Raw genomic sequence first — 19,127 nt, 5'->3', positions numbered from 1 at the left:
TCTGCCAGAACAATAGCCTGCCGGGTATGCTCAGGACAACTGTCTTAACGGAATGAAAAACCATGGAAACACCGGCTATTCCCCGACGCCTCGCCTTCACGGCGGGCGCTCAGCAACTGATCAACTGGGGTATCTCTTTTTATATGCCCGGCACCTTTGCCGGGGCGATGTCGGCAGATACCGGCTGGTCATCCCCACAAATCTACTCAGGCCTGACGCTCGCCATGCTGGTGATGGCCACCCTCTCGCCGTTTGTCGCCCGGCTGCTGTCGCGTGCTGGCGGGCAACGCGTGGTGATGGCAGGCTCCCTGCTGCTCGCCGTCGGTTGTCTGCTTATGGCTGACGCACACTCGCTTGTCGCCTGGTACAGCGCCTGGCTGTTGACCGGCATCGGCATGCGTTTGTCGCTGTATGACGCGCTGTTTGCCGCGCTGGTTAATCTCTACGGCAAGCAGGCGCGACGGACGATCTCCCGCATAACCCTGACGGGTGGGCTGGCCTCGGTGGTGTTCTGGCCGCTGGGGGAGGCTCTGCTCGCGGCCATGAGCTGGCGGGAAGCACTGCTGATCTATGCCCTGTTCGGCTTGCTAAGCGCCGCGTTAACCCTGTCGCTACCCAATAAAACAGGCTTTATCGTCAATAAACCCGCCGCCCCTGCCGCGGTACGGGATCGGCGAAACGGCTGGCTGTACGCCGCGTTTATCGCGCTGATCACCTTTGTCTCTAATGGCACTTCCACCCATCTGCCGGAATTTATCATAAGCGTCGGTCTGCCGGTTGCCGTCGGCATGTTATGGGGCGTTGGACAGACTGGTGCACGGTTTCTGGAGGTGGTGGCCGGGGCGGGGCTCACCCCGCTTCGCCTGACGCTGCTTACCGCGCTGGCTATGCCGGTGTGCTTTATGCTCGGCCTGAGTAGCTCGCTTTTTCTCTGGTCAGCCGCCGGTTTTGTGCTGGGCTACGGGGCGATTAACGGGCTGGTGACCATCGTCAAAGCCACGCTGCCGCTGCAGTTGTTTGCCCCTGAAGCGTACGCCAGACGCACCGGGGTGCTGCTGATCCCGGCCCAGCTGATGGCGGCGGCCTCCCCGCTGGCCTATGCGTGGCTGAACCGGGCTTTAGGGACGATCGGGGCGATGTGGCTGTCGTGGGGGTTAACGCTGCTGATTGCCGTACTGGCGGTGGCTATCGTCAAGGGGCAGGCATCGCACCAGGCTGAGGGTATCCCTGCCCTTAGCGACTAGAGCACAAAGCCACCGTCGATGGTCAGGCTTGTACCCGTCATGTAGCCGGACGATTCACCGGCAAGCCAGGCCGCCAGCGAGGCGATTTCGTCCGGTTCGCCCATACGCTGCAAGGGAATGCGCCCGACGATCTGCTCCGCCATTCCGGCAGTCATATCGGTGGCGATGGGCCCCGGCTGGATGTTGTTAATCGTGATGCGCCGTGGCGCCAGATCCAGCGCAAGGTTCTGCACCATTGAGGCGACAGCCGCTTTACTCATGGCATACACGCTACTGCCCACATGGCCGGTACGCACCGCGGTATTACTGCCGATGGTGATCACACGCCCCCCTTCCGCCATCGGCTTAACCGCCGCCTGAATGGCAAGGAAGACACCACGCACGTTGACGGCCAGGGTGGTATCCAGATCGTCCAGCGAATAGGCCTCAAGGGTACCGAGACGCAGCACGCCCGCATTTACCACCGCGACATCCAGCCTGCCGTAGTGCCGTAATGTCTTATCCACCGCGGCCTGGATAGCCCTGGGGTCTGCGCTGTCGGCTTCAATGGCTATCGCCTGACCGCCCCGTTGCTCAATCGTTGAGACCAGCGCCTGCGCCCGATCCGGGCGTGATACCCAGGTGATGGCAACCCGATAGCCCTCGTGCGCCAGTCGCGCCGCAATGGCCGCCCCGATACCGCGCGCGCCGCCGAAAATCAACGCTACCTTTTCGTGATTCATGATGGTCATTCTCCTGTTTGCTGTAGCACCCACCCGGGTGCCTCTGCAGACACCATGCCAGCAGATACAGCCCTTCGCATGCGCGGAATGTATCGCACTGTATCCACGCCGCCCTGCTTACGCAGCCATACAAAAAAGCCGCCCACAGCAAACAGACCCGATACATAAAAATGGTTTTATGAGGCTGTCGCCATTGATGACCCGATGAGGAGATACCCCGATGATACGTCCACATTTACTCTTCACGCTGTTCGCGCTGACATCAGGCTGCGCCTGGGCTGCACCGCTTAGCGGACTCAGCGCCGCGGATGTTAACGGCCCCGCCGCCGTTGCACCGCCCGAACAGCCCCAGCCACCGGCAACACTGATTGTGGATCCGCCGCTGGCGGGCCCGCTGAGTAAAGGTGCGGTCTTTATTCAATACCGCGCCGAGAACATGCGTATTGAACCGGTGTTCGGGCCCGAGGCGCTGAAAGTGGCGCCGCGCATCGGCCATATCCACGTCATCGTGGATGACAACCCCTGGCACTGGGCCGACGCCAGCGGCGAGCCGGTTATTCTGGTGGGCCTGCCTGCCGGTCATCACAAGGTGACCCTTATTCTCGCCGATCCAACCCATAAACCTGTTGATCGCAAGACCGTCGAATTCATCGTACCGCCGCATGCTGCGGTTATGCACTGAACGCCACCAGTCACTTATTTTTGAGGATCTTAACCATGAAAGCATTACTGATTGCTGTTCTGACCTTCTCCGCCGCAATGGCGTCTTCCGCTTTCGCTGCCCGGGAAATTAACCAGCCTCAGGGGCTGCAAAAAATTGGCACCGTTTCCGACAGCAGCGGCGCAACGTCGCTGGCGGATCTGGAGGCGAAACTGCAGGCCAAAGCCGTTAAAGCGGGCGCCGGTGCGTTTCGCATTACCTCCGCCGGGGGGAACAACACCCTGTCGGGCACCGCAGATATTTACCGTTGAGGCGTCACCATGAAAAAACAGTCTCTTCATACCTTCGCGGTGGGCCTGCTGCTGGCCGCCGCCAGCGGTACCGCACTGGCGAGTAGCAATAAAACCGTGGTGCTGGTGCACGGCGCTTTTGCCGACGGCAGCAGCTGGAACCAGGTGATCGACAGACTGCAACGCCAGCATACCGAGGTCATTGCCGTTCAGCTGCCGCTCAACTCGCTGAAAGAGGATGTCGCCGCAACCCAGCGCGCCATCGCCCGGGCCCACGGGGATGTGGTGCTGGTAGGCCACTCCTGGGGCGGGACGGTGATCAGCGAGGCGGGTAACGCTGCGCGGGTCAAATCGCTGGTTTACGTGGCGGCGTTTGCCCCGGACTCGGGCCAGTCGACTGCGGATCTGGCGGGGAGCTACCCTGCCCCACCGGGCAGCGCAGGTATTGCTAAAACCGCAGAGGGTTTTCTCTGGTTACCTGAAAAATCGGTACGCCAGGACTTTGCGCCAGATATTAAGGCTGCTGAGCAAAACAGGCTGATCGCCACCCAGGGCCCGATCCGCGCGGAGGCCTTTACCGAAAAGGTCACGCATGCGGCCTGGCATGATAAGCCGAGCTGGTATGTGGTCAGCAAGAATGACCGGATGATCAATCCGGATCTGGAGCGTTCGATGGCGAAGGCGATTGATGCGAAAACCACTGAGGTGGCGGCAAGCCATGTGTCGATGGTGAGCCAACCGGTGGAGATTGCCCGGGTGATTGAGCAAGCGGTGAAATGAGACAGGCAATAAAAAGCCCGCAGGATGCGGGCTTAAATCAAAAACGATTAACGGGCGGGCGTTATTCCCACTCGATCGTTGCTGGCGGCTTACCGCTGATGTCATACACCACGCGGGAGATACCGTTCACTTCATTGATAATGCGGTTAGAGACGCGGCCGAGGAAATCATACGGCAGGTGCGCCCAGTGCGCGGTCATGAAGTCGATGGTTTCCACCGCACGCAGGGAAACCACCCAGTCGTATTTACGGCCATCGCCCATCACACCGACGGAGCGAACCGGCAGGAACACGGTGAACGCCTGGCTCACTTTGTTGTACAGGTCAGCTTTGTGCAGCTCTTCGATGAAGATAGCGTCGGCGCGACGCAGCAGGTCGCAGTACTCTTTCTTCACTTCGCCCAGCACGCGCACGCCGAGGCCCGGACCCGGGAACGGATGACGGTAGAGCATATCGTACGGCAGACCCAGCTCCAGACCGATCTTACGCACTTCGTCTTTGAACAGCTCGCGCAGCGGCTCAACCAGCCCCATCTTCATCTCTTTCGGCAGGCCGCCCACGTTGTGGTGAGATTTGATGACGTGCGCTTTACCGGTAGCGGAAGCGGCAGATTCGATAACGTCAGGGTAGATGGTGCCCTGCGCCAGCCATTTGACGTCGTCCAGCTTCAGCGCTTCTTCGTCGAACACTTCCACGAAGACGCGGCCGATAATCTTACGTTTCGCTTCCGGATCGTTCTCGCCTTTCAGCGCGTCGAGGAAACGCTGCTCGCCTTCGACGTGAACAATGTTCAGGCCAAAGTGGTCGCCGAACATGTCCATCACCTGCTGGGCTTCGTTCAGACGCAGGAGACCGTTATCCACGAATACGCAGGTCAGGTTTTTGCCGATGGCGCGGTGCAGCAGCATCGCGGTCACCGAAGAGTCCACGCCGCCGGAGAGGCCGAGGATCACTTTGTCATCGCCAACCTGCTGGCGGATACGCTCAACGGCGTCGTCGATGATTTTCGCCGGGGTCCACAGGGCTTCGCACTGGCAGATATCGCGCACGAAGCGCTCCAGCATACGCATCCCCTGACGGGTATGGGTCACTTCCGGGTGGAACTGCACGCCGTAGAAGCGTTTTTCTTCGTTGGCCATAATGGCGAACGGGCAGTTGTCGGTGCTGGCGACGGTGACGAAGTCAGACGGGATGGCGGTGACTTTGTCGCCGTGGCTCATCCACACGTCCAGCAACGGTTTGCCGTCCGCGGTCAGAGAGTCTTCGATACCGCGCACCAGCGCGCTGTCGTTAACCACTTCAACCTGCGCGTAGCCAAACTCACGCTCGTTAGAGCCTTCTACATGGCCGCCCAACTGCATCGCCATGGTCTGCATACCGTAGCAGACGCCAAATACCGGCACGCCGGCTTCGAACACATACTGCGGCGCGCGCGGGCTGTTCTCTTCGGTGGTGCTTTCCGGGCCGCCGGAAAGAATGATGCCGCTTGGATTAAATTCGCGGATCTGTGCTTCCGTGACATCCCATGCCCACAGCTCACAGTAGACGCCCAGCTCACGCACGCGACGCGCCACCAGCTGAGTATACTGTGACCCGAAGTCGAGAATGAGAATGCGATGTTTATGAATGTTTTCCGTCATTGACGCTAATTCCGAGGCAAGTGAAACAGAGTAAATAAATCGCCCGACGCAAGGTCGGGCGAAGAAATCAGGAGCCCAGACGGTAGTTCGGGGACTCTTTGGTGATGGTCACGTCGTGAACGTGGCTTTCCTGAATGCCCGCACCGCTGATGCGTACGAATTCAGCTTTGGTACGCAGCAGGTCAATGGTACCACAGCCGGTCAGACCCATACAGGAGCGCAGGCCGCCCATCTGCTGGTGAATGATCTCTTTCAGGCGGCCTTTATAGGCCACGCGGCCTTCGATACCTTCCGGCACCAGTTTGTCAGCGGCGTTATCGCTCTGGAAGTAGCGGTCAGAGGAGCCTTTCGACATCGCGCCGAGGGAGCCCATCCCGCGATAGGATTTGTAAGAGCGGCCCTGGTAAAGTTCGATTTCGCCCGGGGATTCTTCGGTACCGGCCAGCATGGAGCCGACCATCACTGCCGCCGCACCGGCCGCGATCGCTTTAGCGATGTCGCCGGAGAAACGGATACCGCCGTCGGCGATAACCGGAATACCGGTGCCTTCCAGCGCTTCCACCGCGTCGGAAACCGCGGTGATCTGCGGCACGCCTACGCCGGTCACGATACGGGTAGTACAGATGGAGCCCGGGCCGATGCCCACTTTCACCGCGCTGCAGCCGGCTTCCGCCAGCGCACGCGCGCCTGCGCCAGTGGCGACGTTGCCGCCGATGATCTGCAGGTCCGGGTATTTCGCGCGCGTTTCACGAATACGTTGCAGAACGCCTTCGGAGTGGCCATGAGAGGAGTCGATCAGCAGGACGTCAACGCCCGCAGCCACCAGCGCATCAACACGCTCTTCGTTGCCCGCGCCGGCGCCGACCGCAGCGCCTACGCGCAGACGGCCCTGCTCATCTTTACAGGCATTCGGTTTACGTTCCGCTTTCTGGAAGTCTTTTACGGTGATCATCCCGCGCAGGTGGAAGCTCTCATCCACAACCAGCGCCTTCTCAACGCGTTTTTCGTGCATCTTCGCAAAGACCACTTCACGGCTTTCGCCTTCACGAACGGTAACCAGACGCTCTTTCGGGGTCATGTAGACGCTGACCGGCTGGTTCAGATCGGTGACGAAACGCACGTCGCGGCCAGTGATGATGCCGACCAGCTCGTTCTCTTCGGTAACCACCGGGTAGCCGGCGAAGCCGTTACGCTCGGTCAGCTCTTTCACTTCACGCAGGGTGGTGGTCGGCAGAACGGTCTGCGGGTCGGTGACCACGCCGGACTCATGTTTCTTCACGCGGCGAACTTCTTCCGCCTGGCGCTCGATGGACATGTTTTTGTGAATAAAGCCGATGCCGCCTTCCTGTGCCAGGGCAATAGCCAGACGCGCTTCCGTTACGGTATCCATGGCTGCGGAGAGCATAGGAATATTCAGACGAATGGTTTTCGTCAGCTGAGTGCTGAGATCGGCTGTATTCGGCAGAACGGTAGAATGAGCGGGAACGAGGAGGACGTCGTCAAACGTCAGGGCTTCTTTAGCGATACGTAGCATGGGCAATATCTCGACCAGGGTGGATAAATATTGCCGTGGCATTATACAGAGCGTAACCGATTGCATCTACCCTTTTTTGCAAATAATACTTGCCATCCCCTCTGAGCGCGTTACTATCGACTGAATAACCTGCTGATTTAAAGTTTGATCTTGCTCACATGTTACCCTCTCAATCCCCCGCAATTTTTACCGTTAGCCGCCTCAATCAGACGGTGCGTCTGCTGCTTGAGCGCGAAATGGGCCAGGTCTGGATCAGCGGCGAGATCTCTAACTTCAGCCAGCCTTCTTCCGGCCACTGGTACTTCACCTTAAAAGACGATAACGCCCAGGTGCGCTGCGCGATGTTCCGCAACAGCAACCGCCGGGTCACGTTTCGCCCACAGCATGGGCAGCAGGTGCTGGTTCGCGCCAACATCACCCTGTATGAGCCGCGCGGCGACTACCAGATTATCGTCGAAAGCATGCAGCCCGCCGGCGAAGGGTTGCTGCAGCAGAAGTATGAGCAGCTGAAAGCGCAGTTAACCGCGGAAGGGCTGTTCGATCAAAAACATAAGCAGGCGCTCCCCTCCCCCGCCCGCTGCGTCGGGGTCATCACCTCGAAAACCGGCGCCGCGCTGCACGATATTCTTCATGTCCTCAGACGCCGCGACCCCGGGCTGCCGGTGATCGTCTACCCGACCGCGGTCCAGGGTGACGATGCCCCCGGGCAGATTGTGCGCGCCATCGCGCTGGCGAACGCGCGTCAGGAGTGTGACGTGCTGATTGTCGGACGCGGCGGTGGTTCGCTGGAGGATCTGTGGAGTTTTAACGATGAGCGGGTGGCGCGCGCTATCTTCGCCAGCCAGATCCCTATCGTCAGCGCCGTCGGTCATGAAACCGACGTCACTATCGCTGATTTTGTTGCCGACCTGCGAGCGCCGACCCCTTCTGCCGCCGCGGAGATCGTCAGCCGTAATCAGCAGGAGCTGCTGCGCCAGCTACAGGCCGGGCAGCAGCGGCTGGAGATGGCGATGGACTATTTCCTCGCCAGTCGCCAGCGCCGTTTTACCCAGTTGTTCCATCGTCTGCAGCAGCAGCACCCGCAGCTGCGGCTGGCCCGCCAGCAGACCGCACTGGAACGCCTGCGCCAGCGGATGCGCATCGCCGTGGAATCGCAGCTTAAACGCGCCGAGCAGCGGCAAAAGCGCACTGTTCAGCGCCTGAATCACTATAACCCGCAGCCGCGTATCCACCGGGCGCAATCGCGCGTCCAGCAGCTGGAATACCGGCTGGCGGAAACGATGCGTAGCCGCCTCAGCGAGCGGCGTGAACGGTTTGGGCACGCGGTGACCCATCTGGAGGCGGTGAGTCCCTTAGCCACCCTGGCGCGCGGCTATAGCGTCACTTCGGTGAGCGACGGCACGGTGTTGAAGCAGACAAAACAGGTCAAAACCGGCGATCTGCTCACCACCCGCCTGAAAGACGGCTGGGTCGAAAGTGAAGTGAGGCAGATTGCGCCGGTGAAAAAAACGCGGGCCAGAAAGCCATCGCCGCCTAAACCAGCGGAATAAACTCCACCCGTTTTTTCGAGATCAGGCCGTGCCCGTGCTGGCAAAAGTAATCCACCGCGCCGCACGCCTTCAGCACCTCCAGCGGCTGGTGGCATTCCGGGCAGCGCGCCTCAAGGGCAAATACCCTTTCGCACTGAGCGCAATGCGCGCTGCTGCCTTTGACATCTAACGGCGCGTGGCACAGAGGGCAATCAAGTTCCATAACCATTCCTTTCAACGTTTATCTGCACCTATTTTATCATGTTCCGGGTTTAATGAGGGCCGCGTAATTGCTGCTGCAACCTGAGCAGCCATTCCACTTCCTCAAGCCGACGCCGCGTCAGCCCGGCCACGCTTTCGGGCGTCCGGGTAAACACATTCTCCGCGCCAAGGATCTGCTCATCGAGACAGTGCGCATAGATCGCTCCGGGCCGGGTCCAGCGCTGGATCCGCTCGCCGTCCTGTAGCGTCGCCACCTCGCCATCAGGGGCGCGATCGAGGGCAAGCAGTCGCCCGTCCCGCAGCCCTATCCGCATTCCCTTTTGCCCGCCCGCGGGACCGGCATATTTGTTAAGCCAGATATTCAGCGGGATATCGCCCAGGCGTCCCTGCAGATGCGCCTCTCCCTCGGCAGTGACCGTATCCCCATGAGCAATATCTCGGCCGAGACGGTCTTTCGCCGCCCGAACGGCGAGGTCCAGCGTCACATCGCCCCCGCAGTCGAGCAGCGTTTCCCGCAGCATCGCCAGGACATGGGTACCGATATCGAGGATCACGCCGTCAGGATGACGCAGCCGCCGGGTATCCAACTCGCCGGTGGCGAAGTTAAGCGCGACCGGTTCTCCGGCAGCGTTAAAGCCGCTTGGCTCCTGCAAATAGCCTTCTATCCAGGCGATATCCTGCGCTGAAAGGTGCGGCGGCGGCAGGCCTCTGGCCTCCTCTTCCGCCTGCCACGGCGGAGCAAGAGCGTTCAGGGCTAACCCACGCGCCATCCAGTGGTCGAGGGCCAGCACCCGACCGGCCTCCCCCGCCGGTGCCAGCAGCGCCCGCAGCCGCGCGGCCTGCTCAAGGTTGGCCACTATCGGTTTCTCCACCACGATGCGGGGAATGGCGCTGGCTAACGCCCTCTCCAGCACGGGCAGGTGCTGGAGGGATGACGTGGTGATGAAGAGCGTATCCAGGGGTTTGGCCAGCAACGCCGACAGCGAACTGCAGCGCTGGATCCCCGGCAGCGCTCTGCTGCTGTCCAGGTCATAGCCCTGGCAGCTGTCAATACGGTATCCGAGGCGACGCAGCGCGGGTAAATAGGCGGTTTCCACCACCGCGCCGAGGCCGATAAATCCAATTTGCATGTTTAGTCCACCCCTGAGCCGATCTGTTCCCGGCGAAGTATCGCGGGATTATGGCGGATGGTTTTGACATTTACCGGCATGGCGGCCACAAAAAAACCCGCCGAAGCGGGTTTAATGATTATTTGCTTTTCTTGATGTGCTTGATCAGGCGCTTACGTTTTCGCATCTGGTTCGGCGTCAGGGTGTTGCGCTTGTTGGCGAACGGGTTTTCCCCTTCCTTGAACTGGATACGGATTGGCGTACCCATCACGTCCAGGGATTTACGGAAATAGTTCATCAGATAGCGCTTGTAGGAATCCGGCAGATCCTTCACCTGGTTACCGTGGATCACCACGATAGGCGGGTTGTAGCCCCCGGCGTGGGCATATTTCAGCTTCACGCGACGGCCGCGAACCAGCGGTGGCTGATGATCTTCCGCCGCCATGTTCATGATCCGGGTGAGCATCGCGGTGCTTACGCGGCGGGTTGCGCTATCGTAGGCTTCACGTACCGATTCAAACAGGTTGCCGACGCCGCTGCCGTGCAGGGCGGAGATGAAGTGCACCCGGGCAAAGTCGATAAAGCCCAGACGATAGTCGAGGGTCTCTTTCACCTGCTCCTTCACTTCCTGGCTCAGGCCGTCCCATTTGTTGACGACGATCACCAGGGAGCGGCCGCTGTTGAGGATAAAGCCCAGCAGCGACAGATCCTGATCGGAGATGCCTTCGCGGGCATCAATCACCAGCAGCACGACGTTGGCGTCTTCAATCGCCTGCAGCGTCTTGATGACCGAGAATTTCTCCACCACGTCAGTAATTTTACCGCGCTTGCGCACCCCGGCGGTATCGATGAGCACGTATTCGCGCTCGTCACGCTGCATCGGGATGTAAATGCTGTCGCGGGTGGTGCCCGGCATATCGTAGACCACCACGCGATCTTCGCCGAGGATGCGGTTGGTGAGCGTCGATTTACCGACGTTAGGACGTCCGACAATCGCCAGCTTGATCGGCAGATCCTGCGGATTGAAATCGTCTTCCGGCTCTTCTTCCGCTTCACCGTTCTGCTCAGCTTCGAATTTTGCCCAGTATTCAGCGTCTTCATCCACTTCTTCCTGAGGATTAACCTCATCGACCCATGGCAGCAGGGCCTGCTCAAGCAGGCTGGTCACGCCGCGGCCGTGCGAAGCGGCAATAGGATAGATATCGCCCAGGCCGAGCGACCAGAAGTCCGCCATCGCCTGGTCGACGTCGATGCCGTCGGTTTTGTTAGCCACCAGGAAGGTGGGCTTTTCACGAGAGCGCAGGTGTTTAGCGATCGCGATGTCCGCCGGCATCAGGCCCGCGCGCGCATCGACCATAAACAGCACCACATCGGCCTCTTCGATTGCCAGCAGCGACTGCTCCGCCATCCGGGTTTCCACGCCCTCTTCCGTACCATCAATACCACCGGTATCGATACAGATGAATTCGCGGCCTTCGACTTCGGCCCGACCGTACTTACGGTCACGAGTCAGCCCCGGGAAATCCGCAACCAGCGCATCACGAGTGCGCGTCAGGCGGTTAAAGAGCGTGGATTTTCCAACGTTAGGGCGCCCGACAAGCGCGACCACAGGTATCATGTTAAATGCCTCATACAATCACTAAGCAACATCGTCATAACGACGTTTTTAAAAAAGTCAAAACGGCCCCTGTCTGCCAGGGGCCGTTTCTTAATCACTCACGACAGCGGTAATTAACGCGTAATCGCGTACAGCGTACCGTCTTTCGCCTGGATCAGCAGTCGACCATCGGCCACAACCGGGTCGGTCAGGAAACCGGAGCTGTCCACTTTCTGCTGCGCCACAAAATGGCCATCTTCCGGGTTCACCCAGTGCATATAGCCTTCGCTATCGCCGACCACCAGATTGCCATTATACAACACCGGCGCGGTCAGCAAACGGTGCAGCAGATCGCTTTGTGTCCACAGGGTCACGCCGCCATCGGTAGTCAGCGCCAGCAGGCGGTCATTCTGGTCAACCAGATAGATACGGTTGCCATCGACGATGAAATCATTCACCGAACCCAGCTCGCGCTTCCACATAATCTGGCCGCTGCGCAGATCCAGCGCGGTCAGGTTACCGTTGTAAGCCAGCGCATAGACAACGCCGTTGACGATAATCGGCGTGGTGTCGACGTCGCTCAGACGGTCGATTTCCGTCGGCCCGGTGGCCGTGGAAATACGCTGCTGCCAAATCATCTGCCCCTGCTGCATCAATACCGCGCTGACGCGGCCATTGTCGCCGCCCACGATCGCCGCGCCGTAGGCGGTGGCCGGAGCGGATTCGCCGCGCAGGGAGAGCGCAGGCATATCCAGGTTAACCGTCCACTTCACGGCGCCATCGGTCTCATTCAGCGCCTGCAGCTGGCCGTTACTGGTGTGGACCAGCACCATGCCATCGCTCACCACCGGGCGCGACAGCGCTTCGCCGGCGACGCGGGTTTGCCAGGCAACGGTACCATCGCTGGTATTCAGCGCATACAGCTGCGCTTTCTCACTGCCGATATAAACATGGCCGCCCGAGACGGTCACACCGCCGGAAAGCAGCGCCGGGGTACGCGAGAACCAGCCATCTTTCTCCGCCAGATTCACCGACCACACCTCTTTGCCGTCGTCAGCGCTCAGCGCTTTGACGGTGCCTTTACGGTCAGCGGCATAAACCACGCCGTCGGCGAAGGCCGGATGAAGGTTAGAGTAAAATTCGCCGATACCATCGCCAACCGAGGTGCTCCAGGACGTGGACGGCGTAAACTGGTTTTCTACCGTCGGCAGCGGTGACATTTTCACCACATCTTCTTCGCTATTAAACAGCGAACACCCGCTCAGCAAGGTAACGGAAAGCAGCCCTGGCAAAAGTAATTTACGCAATTGCATCGAGTCCCTCTCAGATGGACAAATTATTCATTTTCATACGCATCATTTCGCTGAGCGCAGGAGAAGCATCGCTTTTCACGCCAGCTTCCCACGCCGCACGGGCCCCTTGCTTATCGCCTTTGCTCAACAGAATTTCGCCGCGCAAATCAGCCACAATCGCGGTCCAACCTTCGCCTTTAATGCTGTCGAGGGTTTTCAGCGCCGCATCAGCCTGCTTCATCTGCAGCTGAACGCGGGCAAGACGCATACTGATAACCGATTTCAGGTTATCATCAGACGCGGCCGCCAGCCCCTGCTGAAGCTGCTTTTCGGCGTTCGGCAGATCGTTCTGTTCAACAAAATGCTGTGCCAGCTCGAGAGAGGCGAAGGCGCCGTAGGTATTTTTATTGTCAGCCGCGAACTTCTCCGCCCCTGACAGCACGTCTGGCGTATTTGATTTCAGCGCGGAAGTCGCCTTTTCGTAAGCCAGCGACGCGTCTCTGGCGGTATCCTGCTGATGGGAGGTCCAGTAGCGCCAGCCAACCAGCGCGCCAATCCCTAAAATCACCCCGACCGCCAGCGCTTTGCCGTTTTCGGCAAAGAAGCGCTTCAGCGCATCGACCTGATCGTTCTCGTTGTTAAAAGTTTCCACGCAGTCCTTCTCCTGACTAATAATTCCCGGGAGATTAACCCAGAAGTGTGCGCAAATGCGCGGCAACGCTCTCCTGCGTTACGGTAGTTTGCTCACCTGAGCGTAAATCCTTCACTACCACGTTTCCGTCAGCGATCTCTGACTCACCCACCACCAGGGCGATACGTGCGCCCCATTTATCGGCACGGGCGAACTGCTTCTTAAAGTTGCCGCCGCCGTGGTTGGTCATCAGTTTCACGCCGGGCAGCGCATCGCGAACCTGCTCAGCCAGACGCATGGCGGCGGACTGAGTATCGGTCCCGGAGGCTACCAGGTATATATCGACAGCAGGATCGGCTTTAAATTCCGGATTCACTGCCTGGACCAGTAAAACAAGACGTTCCAGACCCATGGCGAAGCCCACGCCCGGGGTGGCACGACCGCCAAGCTGCTCAACCAGACCGTCGTAACGGCCGCCGGCGCAGACGGTGCCCTGAGAACCGAGACTGGTGGTCACCCACTCAAACACGGTGCGGTTATAGTAGTCGAGGCCGCGCACCAGGCGCTGGTTGACGGTATAGCGGATCCCGGCATCGTCAAGCAACGCGCACAGGCCGGCAAAGTGGGCTTTCGACTCTTCGTCGAGATAATCGCCGAGCGCCGGCGCGTCGTTCAGCAGCGCCTGCACGTCCGGGTTTTTGGAGTCCAGCACCCGCAGCGGATTGGTATACATCCGGCGTTTGCTGTCTTCATCAAGCTTATCGGTAAACTGCTCGAGATAAGCCACCAGCGCGTCGCGGTAGTTGGCGCGGGCTTCCAGAGAACCGATGGAGTTCAGCTCAAGGCTGACATGATCGGAGATGCCCAGCTCACGCCACCAGCGCGCGGTCAGCATGATCAGCTCCGCATCGATGTCCGGCCCCTGCAGGCCGAAAACTTCGGCGCCGATCTGATGGAACTGGCGGTAACGGCCTTTCTGCGGACGCTCGTGGCGGAACATCGGCCCGACGTACCACAGGCGCTGTTCTTGATTGTACAGCAGACCATGTTCGATGCCGGCTCGTACGCAGCCCGCCGTCCCTTCCGGACGCAGCGTCAGGCTGTCGCCATTGCGGTCCTCAAAGGTGTACATCTCTTTTTCAACCACGTCGGTCACTTCGCCGATCGCGCGTTTGAATAACGGGGTCTGCTCTACAATCGGCAAACGGATTTCGCTGTAACCGTAGCTACCGAGCACCTGCTTCAGTGAGCCTTCAATGCGCTGCCAGAGAGCGGTTTCGCCCGGCAGATAATCGTTCATGCCACGGATGGCTTGAATGTTCTTTGCCACGTTTATTCTCTTTATATATACAAAAATGAACCCCGGCGCCTCGCGCCCGCAGGTTCAATCATACACGGGAAGCGTATCGCTTCCCAACACGTTATTTTGCTTCAAGCTGTTGAACGTCAATCCGACGGGCTTCATCGAGCATCGAGGCTTTGGCGCGGATCCGCGCTTCCAGCTGGTCGATCATGTCGTTGTTGTCCAGGCGATCTTTACGCACGCCGTCTTCATACAGGCCGCTTTTCTTGTTGCCGCCGGTCACGCCGAGGGTGGAAACCAGCGCTTCGCCCGGGCCGTTCACCACGCAGCCGATTATCGAAACATCCATCGGAGTGATGATATCTTCCAGACGTTGCTCCAGGGCGTTCACCGTCCCGATAACGTCAAACTCCTGACGCGAACAGGTCGGGCAGGCGATGAAATTAATACCGCGGGAACGAATACGCAGCGATTTGAGGATATCGAAGCCGACTTTGATCTCCTCCACCGGATCCGCCGCCAGCGAGACGCGCAGCGTATCGCCGATCCCTTCGGACAACAGCAGCCCAAGACCGATCGCCGATTTCACCGCGCCGCTGCGCGCGCCGCCCGCTTCGGTGATCCCGAGGTGCAGCGGTTGATCGATCTGTTTCGCCAGCAGGCGATAAGACTCTACCGCCAGGAAGACGTCGGAGGCTTTAACGCTGACTTTAAACTGGTCGAAATTGAGGCGATCGAGATGATCGACATGGCGCATGGCGGATTCGAGCAGCGCCTGCGGCGTCGGCTCGCCATATTTTTCCTGCAGATCTTTTTCCAGCGAGCCGGCGTTAACGCCGATGCGGATCGGGATATTTTTATCGCGCGCGCAATCTACGACCATGCGGATGCGCTCTTCGTTGCCGATGTTGCCCGGGTTGATACGCAGGCAGTCGACGCCGTATTCCGCGACTTTCAGCGCAATACGGTAGTCAAAGTGGATATCGGCGACCAGCGGGACGTTGACCTGCTGTTTGATCAGTTTGAACGCCTCGGCGGCGTCCATCGTCGGAACAGAGACGCGGACAATATCCGCGCCCACGCGCTCTAACGCTTTGATTTGATTTACGGTTGCCGCCACATCAGTGGTGCGCGTATTAGTCATTGACTGAACGGCGATGGGAGCCCCATCGCCAATTGGCACATTACCAACGTAAATACGTTTAGATTTTCTACGTTGAATCGGAGCCTGGTTATGCATGAAAAATCTCCCGCGTTACCCGTCTGTTACTGCGCCGGTGATGATTCGGCATTAAGGGTCAGACGCGCAACCTGGTTAGTTCTGATAAAACGACTTAAATCGACAGGCTTGCCCAGATACTGGATCTCTACCGCAGCCGGGGCGCCAATTTTCAGCTTATACGGCGCCTGACCGCTCAGGTTCAGGTTGCCGCCTTTACGCTGCAGGCCGCTGAACAGTTTTTTGCCGGTGGCATCGCTCACTTCCAGCCAGCAATCGGCGGAAAAGTTCATCACCAGATCCTGCGCCGCCGCCGCCGGGTTCGTCACGTTCGCCTGATCGGTCGGCAATGGCGAGGCTGGGGTAGCCGGCGCCGCGCCTGCGGTATCGACATTGGCCTGGGAAGCCGCGACAACGGCGTTATTGTCCGCCGGCGTCTGGGCCGGGGCGCTGGTGGTCGGGGCGCTGGCGGTATCGGTTGGCGCGCTGTTCGCAGCGCTATCGGCGGTCGGGGCTGCCGGGGCGCTGGTATCCAGCGGCACGCTCTGGCTGCTGGTGTCGCCGCTGTTCAGCTCAGCGGAAGACTGATCGGCCATGGTGGAGATCTCTTCCTGCTGCGCCTTATGGTCTTGCCACCACCAGGCGCCGCTCAGGCCGATAACCACAAACAGCACCAGCCAGGTGAAGCTCATCAGCCAGCCGTCGCGTTTTTTGCGACGTTTACCTAAAGAGAAGCTCTGCATTGGCGCGACTTTCGCCGCGCGGATGGGCGCTTGCTTAGCCATCATCGGCAGCAGCTCGTCTTCCGGGATATGTACGAGGCGAGCATAGGAGCGGATGTACCCGCGCAGGAAGGTGGAAGCGAGGTCGGCAGGCGCCTTATCGTCTTCAATATCACGAACCGTGGACACCTTCAGGCATAAGCGTTCTGCCACCGCTTGCTGGCTAAGTCCGAGTTGTTCGCGGGCGTGACGCAGACGCGCGCCCGTGGTGTTTGCTTCTTGATGATCTTGAGTGGCTTCAGTATTCATTCGCTACAACTACTGGTACGTGAAATTTAAAGTTCAGCGCGGGAAAAAGCCGGCGCCGCGAGACATCTGTGGTACGTCAGCCTCACAGTATAGGACTGTCAGCCGCGCGATCACAGAGACGAATCAAAATTGAATGCTAAGCGGTTGTTGTGCCGCTACATACTGCCTCAAAGTCGACAAAAACGCACCGTAATTATTAACCGAATCAGCGTATTTCGCCTGGCTATTGGTCATAAATATGACCCGTGCCGCCTGCGCTGCACGGGCCATCATTTGTCAGACCGCTTTTACGTCAATCGCTTCGCCCTGCATCCGCTTACGCAGCGTGCGCTTGGTACGGTCGATGACGTCGCCCGCCAGCTGACCGCAGGCGGCATCGATATCGTCGCCGCGCGTTTTACGCACGATGGTCGTAAAGCCGTACTCCATCAGAACTTTGGAGAAACGGTCGATGCGGCTGTTGGAGCTGCGGCCATACGGCGCGCCCGGGAACGGGTTCCATGGGATCAGGTTGATCTTGCACGGCGTATCTTTCAGCAGCGCCGCCAGTTCGTGGGCGTGCTCGGTGCCGTCGTTGACATGATCCAGCATCACGTACTCGATGGTCACCCGGCCCTGGTTGGCGTTGGACTTCGAAATATAGCCGCGCACCGAGTTGAGGAAGGTCTCGATGTTGTACTTTTTGTTGATCGGGACGATTTCGTCACGAATGGTGTCGTTCGGCGCGTGCAGGGAGATGGCCAGCGCGACGTCGATCATATCGCCGAGTTTATCCAGCGCCGGCACCACGCCGGAAGTCGACAGGGTGACGCGACGTTTGGAGAGGCCAAAGCCGAAATCGTCGAGCATGATTTCCATCGCCGGAACGACGTTGTTGAGGTTCAGCAGCGGCTCGCCCATGCCCATCATCACCACGTTGGTGATCGGACGTACGCCGGTGGTCTTCACCGCGCCGACGATTTTCGCCGCGCGCCAGACCTGGCCGATAATTTCGGAAACCCGCAGGTTGCGGTTAAAGCCCTGCTGGGCAGTGGAGCAGAATTTACACTCCAGCGCGCAGCCTACCTGGGAGGAGACGCACAGGGTGGCGCGGTCTTCTTCCGGGATATAGACGGTCTCGACGCGCTGATCGCCAACGGCAATCGCCCATTTGATGGTCCCGTCGGTTGAGCGTTGCTCTTCAACCACTTCCGGGGCGCGGATCTCCGCCACTTCTTTCAGTTTACTGCGCAGGACTTTGTTAATGTCAGTCATCTCATCAAAGTCGTCGCAGCAGTAGTGATACATCCATTTCATCACCTGATCGGCGCGGAAAGGCTTCTCGCCCATGTTTTTGAAAAACTCGCGCATCTGCTGACGGTTTAAATCCAGCAGGTTGATTTTGGCATCTTTGTTCGGCACCGTCAGAGCGGCGGTATCAGGCGTGATAATTTGTTCAGACATAATGTTTTCCGGCCTCGTTATTACACGTTATGGCCCCAGGTGGGTTGAAAAAGAAACGCCCCGGAGAGCGACAGCTCGTCCAGGGGCGCTATATTCTACAAATTCTGGCGCATGGAAGCCATGCCTGCACGCAGTCAATGATAAAAAAATCGTAACCGCGTGCTTAATCCTCTATGGCTTTTCGATTGTCGCAAGGCGGCAAGCAAGTGAATCCCCGGGAGCATAGATAACTATGTGACCGGGGTGAACGCGCGTAGCCAACGCCGCGACGGTCGAAAAGACGACGAGGATTAGCGAGTGCGCGGGCAAACCTCGCCTTCAGCAAAGAAGAACGCGATTTCGCGTGCAGCGGATTCTACAGAGTCGGAACCGTGGGTGCCGTTCTCGGTGAAGCTGTCAGCGTAGTCAGCGCGCAGGGTACCCGCCAGGGCGTTTGCCGGGTTGGTGGCGCCCAGCAGGTCACGGTGACGCTGAACGGCGTTTTCGCCTTCCAGGACGGAAACCACGATCGGGCCGGAGGTCATGAACTCAACCAGACCGTCGAAGAACGGGCGACCTTCGTGCTCTGCATAGAAACCACGAGCCTGCTCTACGGTCAGGTGCAGCATTTTGGTGCCGACGATTTTGAACCCTGCAGCTTCAAAGCGGGAAAAGATGCTGCCAATAACGTTTTTTGCCACCGCGTTTGGTTTGATGATGGAAAAAGTACGTTCAATAGCCATGATTACCTCTAATTAAATGTTCTGTTGTTGCGCATACGATCGTATGGCCTGGCGCGCATTATAATGAGCATCCCCGCCCCTGCCTACGGCTGAAGGTAACATTTTGTTAAAATAAGATGAGTATTGAAAACACAAACCGCCAACAACAAATTTACCCTG

General features: G+C 59.0%; 18 protein-coding genes. 5 read left to right on the top strand and 13 right to left on the bottom strand.

Features of this window, described 5'->3' with window-relative positions; translation table 11 throughout:
- Positions 1-62: 62 nt before the first annotated feature.
- Complete coding sequence (locus LGM20_RS06685; RefSeq protein WP_044524332.1) at positions 63-1,244, top strand: MFS transporter; 1,182 nt, start codon at positions 63-65, stop codon at positions 1,242-1,244.
- Here LGM20_RS06685 and LGM20_RS06680 read toward each other — a convergent pair.
- Complete coding sequence (locus tag LGM20_RS06680; protein WP_077255383.1) at positions 1,241-1,966, bottom strand: SDR family oxidoreductase; 726 nt, start codon at positions 1,964-1,966, stop codon at positions 1,241-1,243. The genes LGM20_RS06685 and LGM20_RS06680 overlap by 4 nt on opposite strands.
- A 220-nt stretch (positions 1,967-2,186) precedes the next feature.
- Between LGM20_RS06680 and LGM20_RS06675 the strand changes: the two genes are divergently transcribed.
- From LGM20_RS06675 to LGM20_RS06665, 3 genes are read left to right on the top strand one after another with little or no spacing between them, the layout of a single operon-like run.
- On the top strand, positions 2,187-2,648 hold the full coding sequence (locus LGM20_RS06675; protein ID WP_032453709.1) for a DUF6130 family protein: 462 nt from the start codon (positions 2,187-2,189) through the stop codon (positions 2,646-2,648).
- 35 nt (positions 2,649-2,683) lie between these two features.
- Complete coding sequence (locus LGM20_RS06670; protein WP_044524334.1) at positions 2,684-2,938, top strand: YdgH/BhsA/McbA-like domain containing protein; 255 nt, start codon at positions 2,684-2,686, stop codon at positions 2,936-2,938.
- A gap of 9 nt (positions 2,939-2,947) precedes the next feature.
- Complete coding sequence (locus tag LGM20_RS06665) at positions 2,948-3,697, top strand: alpha/beta fold hydrolase (protein WP_044524335.1); 750 nt, start codon at positions 2,948-2,950, stop codon at positions 3,695-3,697.
- 61 nt (positions 3,698-3,758) lie between these two features.
- Here LGM20_RS06665 and guaA read toward each other — a convergent pair whose 3' ends face one another.
- Both guaA and guaB read right to left on the bottom strand, forming a co-directional pair.
- Positions 3,759-5,336 (bottom strand): glutamine-hydrolyzing GMP synthase, encoded by a 1,578-nt coding sequence (gene guaA, locus LGM20_RS06660; RefSeq protein ID WP_008803811.1) that lies wholly within the window; start codon positions 5,334-5,336, stop codon positions 3,759-3,761.
- A 67-nt stretch (positions 5,337-5,403) separates the two neighbouring features.
- The gene (guaB, locus tag LGM20_RS06655) at positions 5,404-6,870 is read right to left on the bottom strand and encodes an IMP dehydrogenase (protein ID WP_004151980.1); all 1,467 of its coding nucleotides are present in this window, start codon (positions 6,868-6,870) and stop codon (positions 5,404-5,406) included.
- 158 nt (positions 6,871-7,028) lie between these two features.
- On the opposite strand from guaB, the gene xseA reads away from it, so the two are divergent.
- A complete protein-coding gene (gene xseA / locus LGM20_RS06650; protein WP_023290630.1) occupies positions 7,029-8,420 on the top strand; it encodes an exodeoxyribonuclease VII large subunit in 1,392 nt (463 codons plus the stop codon).
- Here xseA and LGM20_RS06645 read toward each other — a convergent pair.
- The 10 genes from LGM20_RS06645 to ndk form a co-directional block, all read right to left on the bottom strand.
- Complete coding sequence (locus tag LGM20_RS06645) at positions 8,404-8,622, bottom strand: zinc ribbon domain-containing protein (RefSeq protein WP_004201901.1); 219 nt, start codon at positions 8,620-8,622, stop codon at positions 8,404-8,406. The two genes, xseA and LGM20_RS06645, sit on opposite strands and share 17 nt — an antisense overlap.
- A 49-nt stretch (positions 8,623-8,671) precedes the next feature.
- Positions 8,672-9,751 carry a Gfo/Idh/MocA family oxidoreductase gene (locus LGM20_RS06640; RefSeq protein WP_044524338.1) on the bottom strand — a complete coding sequence of 360 codons (1,080 nt, stop codon included), beginning with the start codon at positions 9,749-9,751 and terminating at the stop codon, positions 8,672-8,674.
- A gap of 118 nt (positions 9,752-9,869) precedes the next feature.
- Complete coding sequence (gene der / locus LGM20_RS06635) at positions 9,870-11,348, bottom strand: ribosome biogenesis GTPase Der (protein ID WP_004144309.1); 1,479 nt, start codon at positions 11,346-11,348, stop codon at positions 9,870-9,872.
- A gap of 113 nt (positions 11,349-11,461) precedes the next feature.
- A complete protein-coding gene (gene bamB / locus LGM20_RS06630; RefSeq protein WP_023290632.1) occupies positions 11,462-12,640 on the bottom strand; it encodes an outer membrane protein assembly factor BamB in 1,179 nt (392 codons plus the stop codon).
- A gap of 10 nt (positions 12,641-12,650) precedes the next feature.
- Complete coding sequence (locus LGM20_RS06625; protein ID WP_023290633.1) at positions 12,651-13,271, bottom strand: YfgM family protein; 621 nt, start codon at positions 13,269-13,271, stop codon at positions 12,651-12,653.
- Positions 13,272-13,305: 34 nt separating this feature from the next.
- A complete protein-coding gene (gene hisS / locus LGM20_RS06620; RefSeq protein WP_044524340.1) occupies positions 13,306-14,580 on the bottom strand; it encodes a histidine--tRNA ligase in 1,275 nt (424 codons plus the stop codon).
- Positions 14,581-14,671: 91 nt separating this feature from the next.
- The gene (ispG, locus tag LGM20_RS06615; protein WP_004201890.1) at positions 14,672-15,793 is read right to left on the bottom strand and encodes a flavodoxin-dependent (E)-4-hydroxy-3-methylbut-2-enyl-diphosphate synthase; all 1,122 of its coding nucleotides are present in this window, start codon (positions 15,791-15,793) and stop codon (positions 14,672-14,674) included.
- A gap of 26 nt (positions 15,794-15,819) precedes the next feature.
- Positions 15,820-16,803: a cytoskeleton protein RodZ gene (gene rodZ, locus LGM20_RS06610; RefSeq protein WP_044524341.1), complete on the bottom strand. Its 984-nt coding sequence runs from the start codon at positions 16,801-16,803 to the stop codon at positions 15,820-15,822.
- Positions 16,804-17,079: 276 nt separating this feature from the next.
- Positions 17,080-18,246, bottom strand: coding sequence for a dual-specificity RNA methyltransferase RlmN (locus LGM20_RS06605; protein ID WP_044524342.1), 1,167 nt, complete (start codon positions 18,244-18,246; stop codon positions 17,080-17,082).
- Between the two features lie 290 nt (positions 18,247-18,536).
- Positions 18,537-18,968: a nucleoside-diphosphate kinase gene (gene ndk / locus LGM20_RS06600; protein WP_004144312.1), complete on the bottom strand. Its 432-nt coding sequence runs from the start codon at positions 18,966-18,968 to the stop codon at positions 18,537-18,539.
- Between the last annotated feature and the right edge of the window lie 159 nt (positions 18,969-19,127).

The sequence above is a fragment of the Klebsiella quasipneumoniae subsp. quasipneumoniae genome (genome assembly GCF_020525925.1).
In the GTDB taxonomy this organism is placed as follows: Bacteria; Pseudomonadota; Gammaproteobacteria; order Enterobacterales; family Enterobacteriaceae; genus Klebsiella; species Klebsiella quasipneumoniae.
This window is presented reverse-complemented; position numbering and strand designations above follow the sequence as displayed.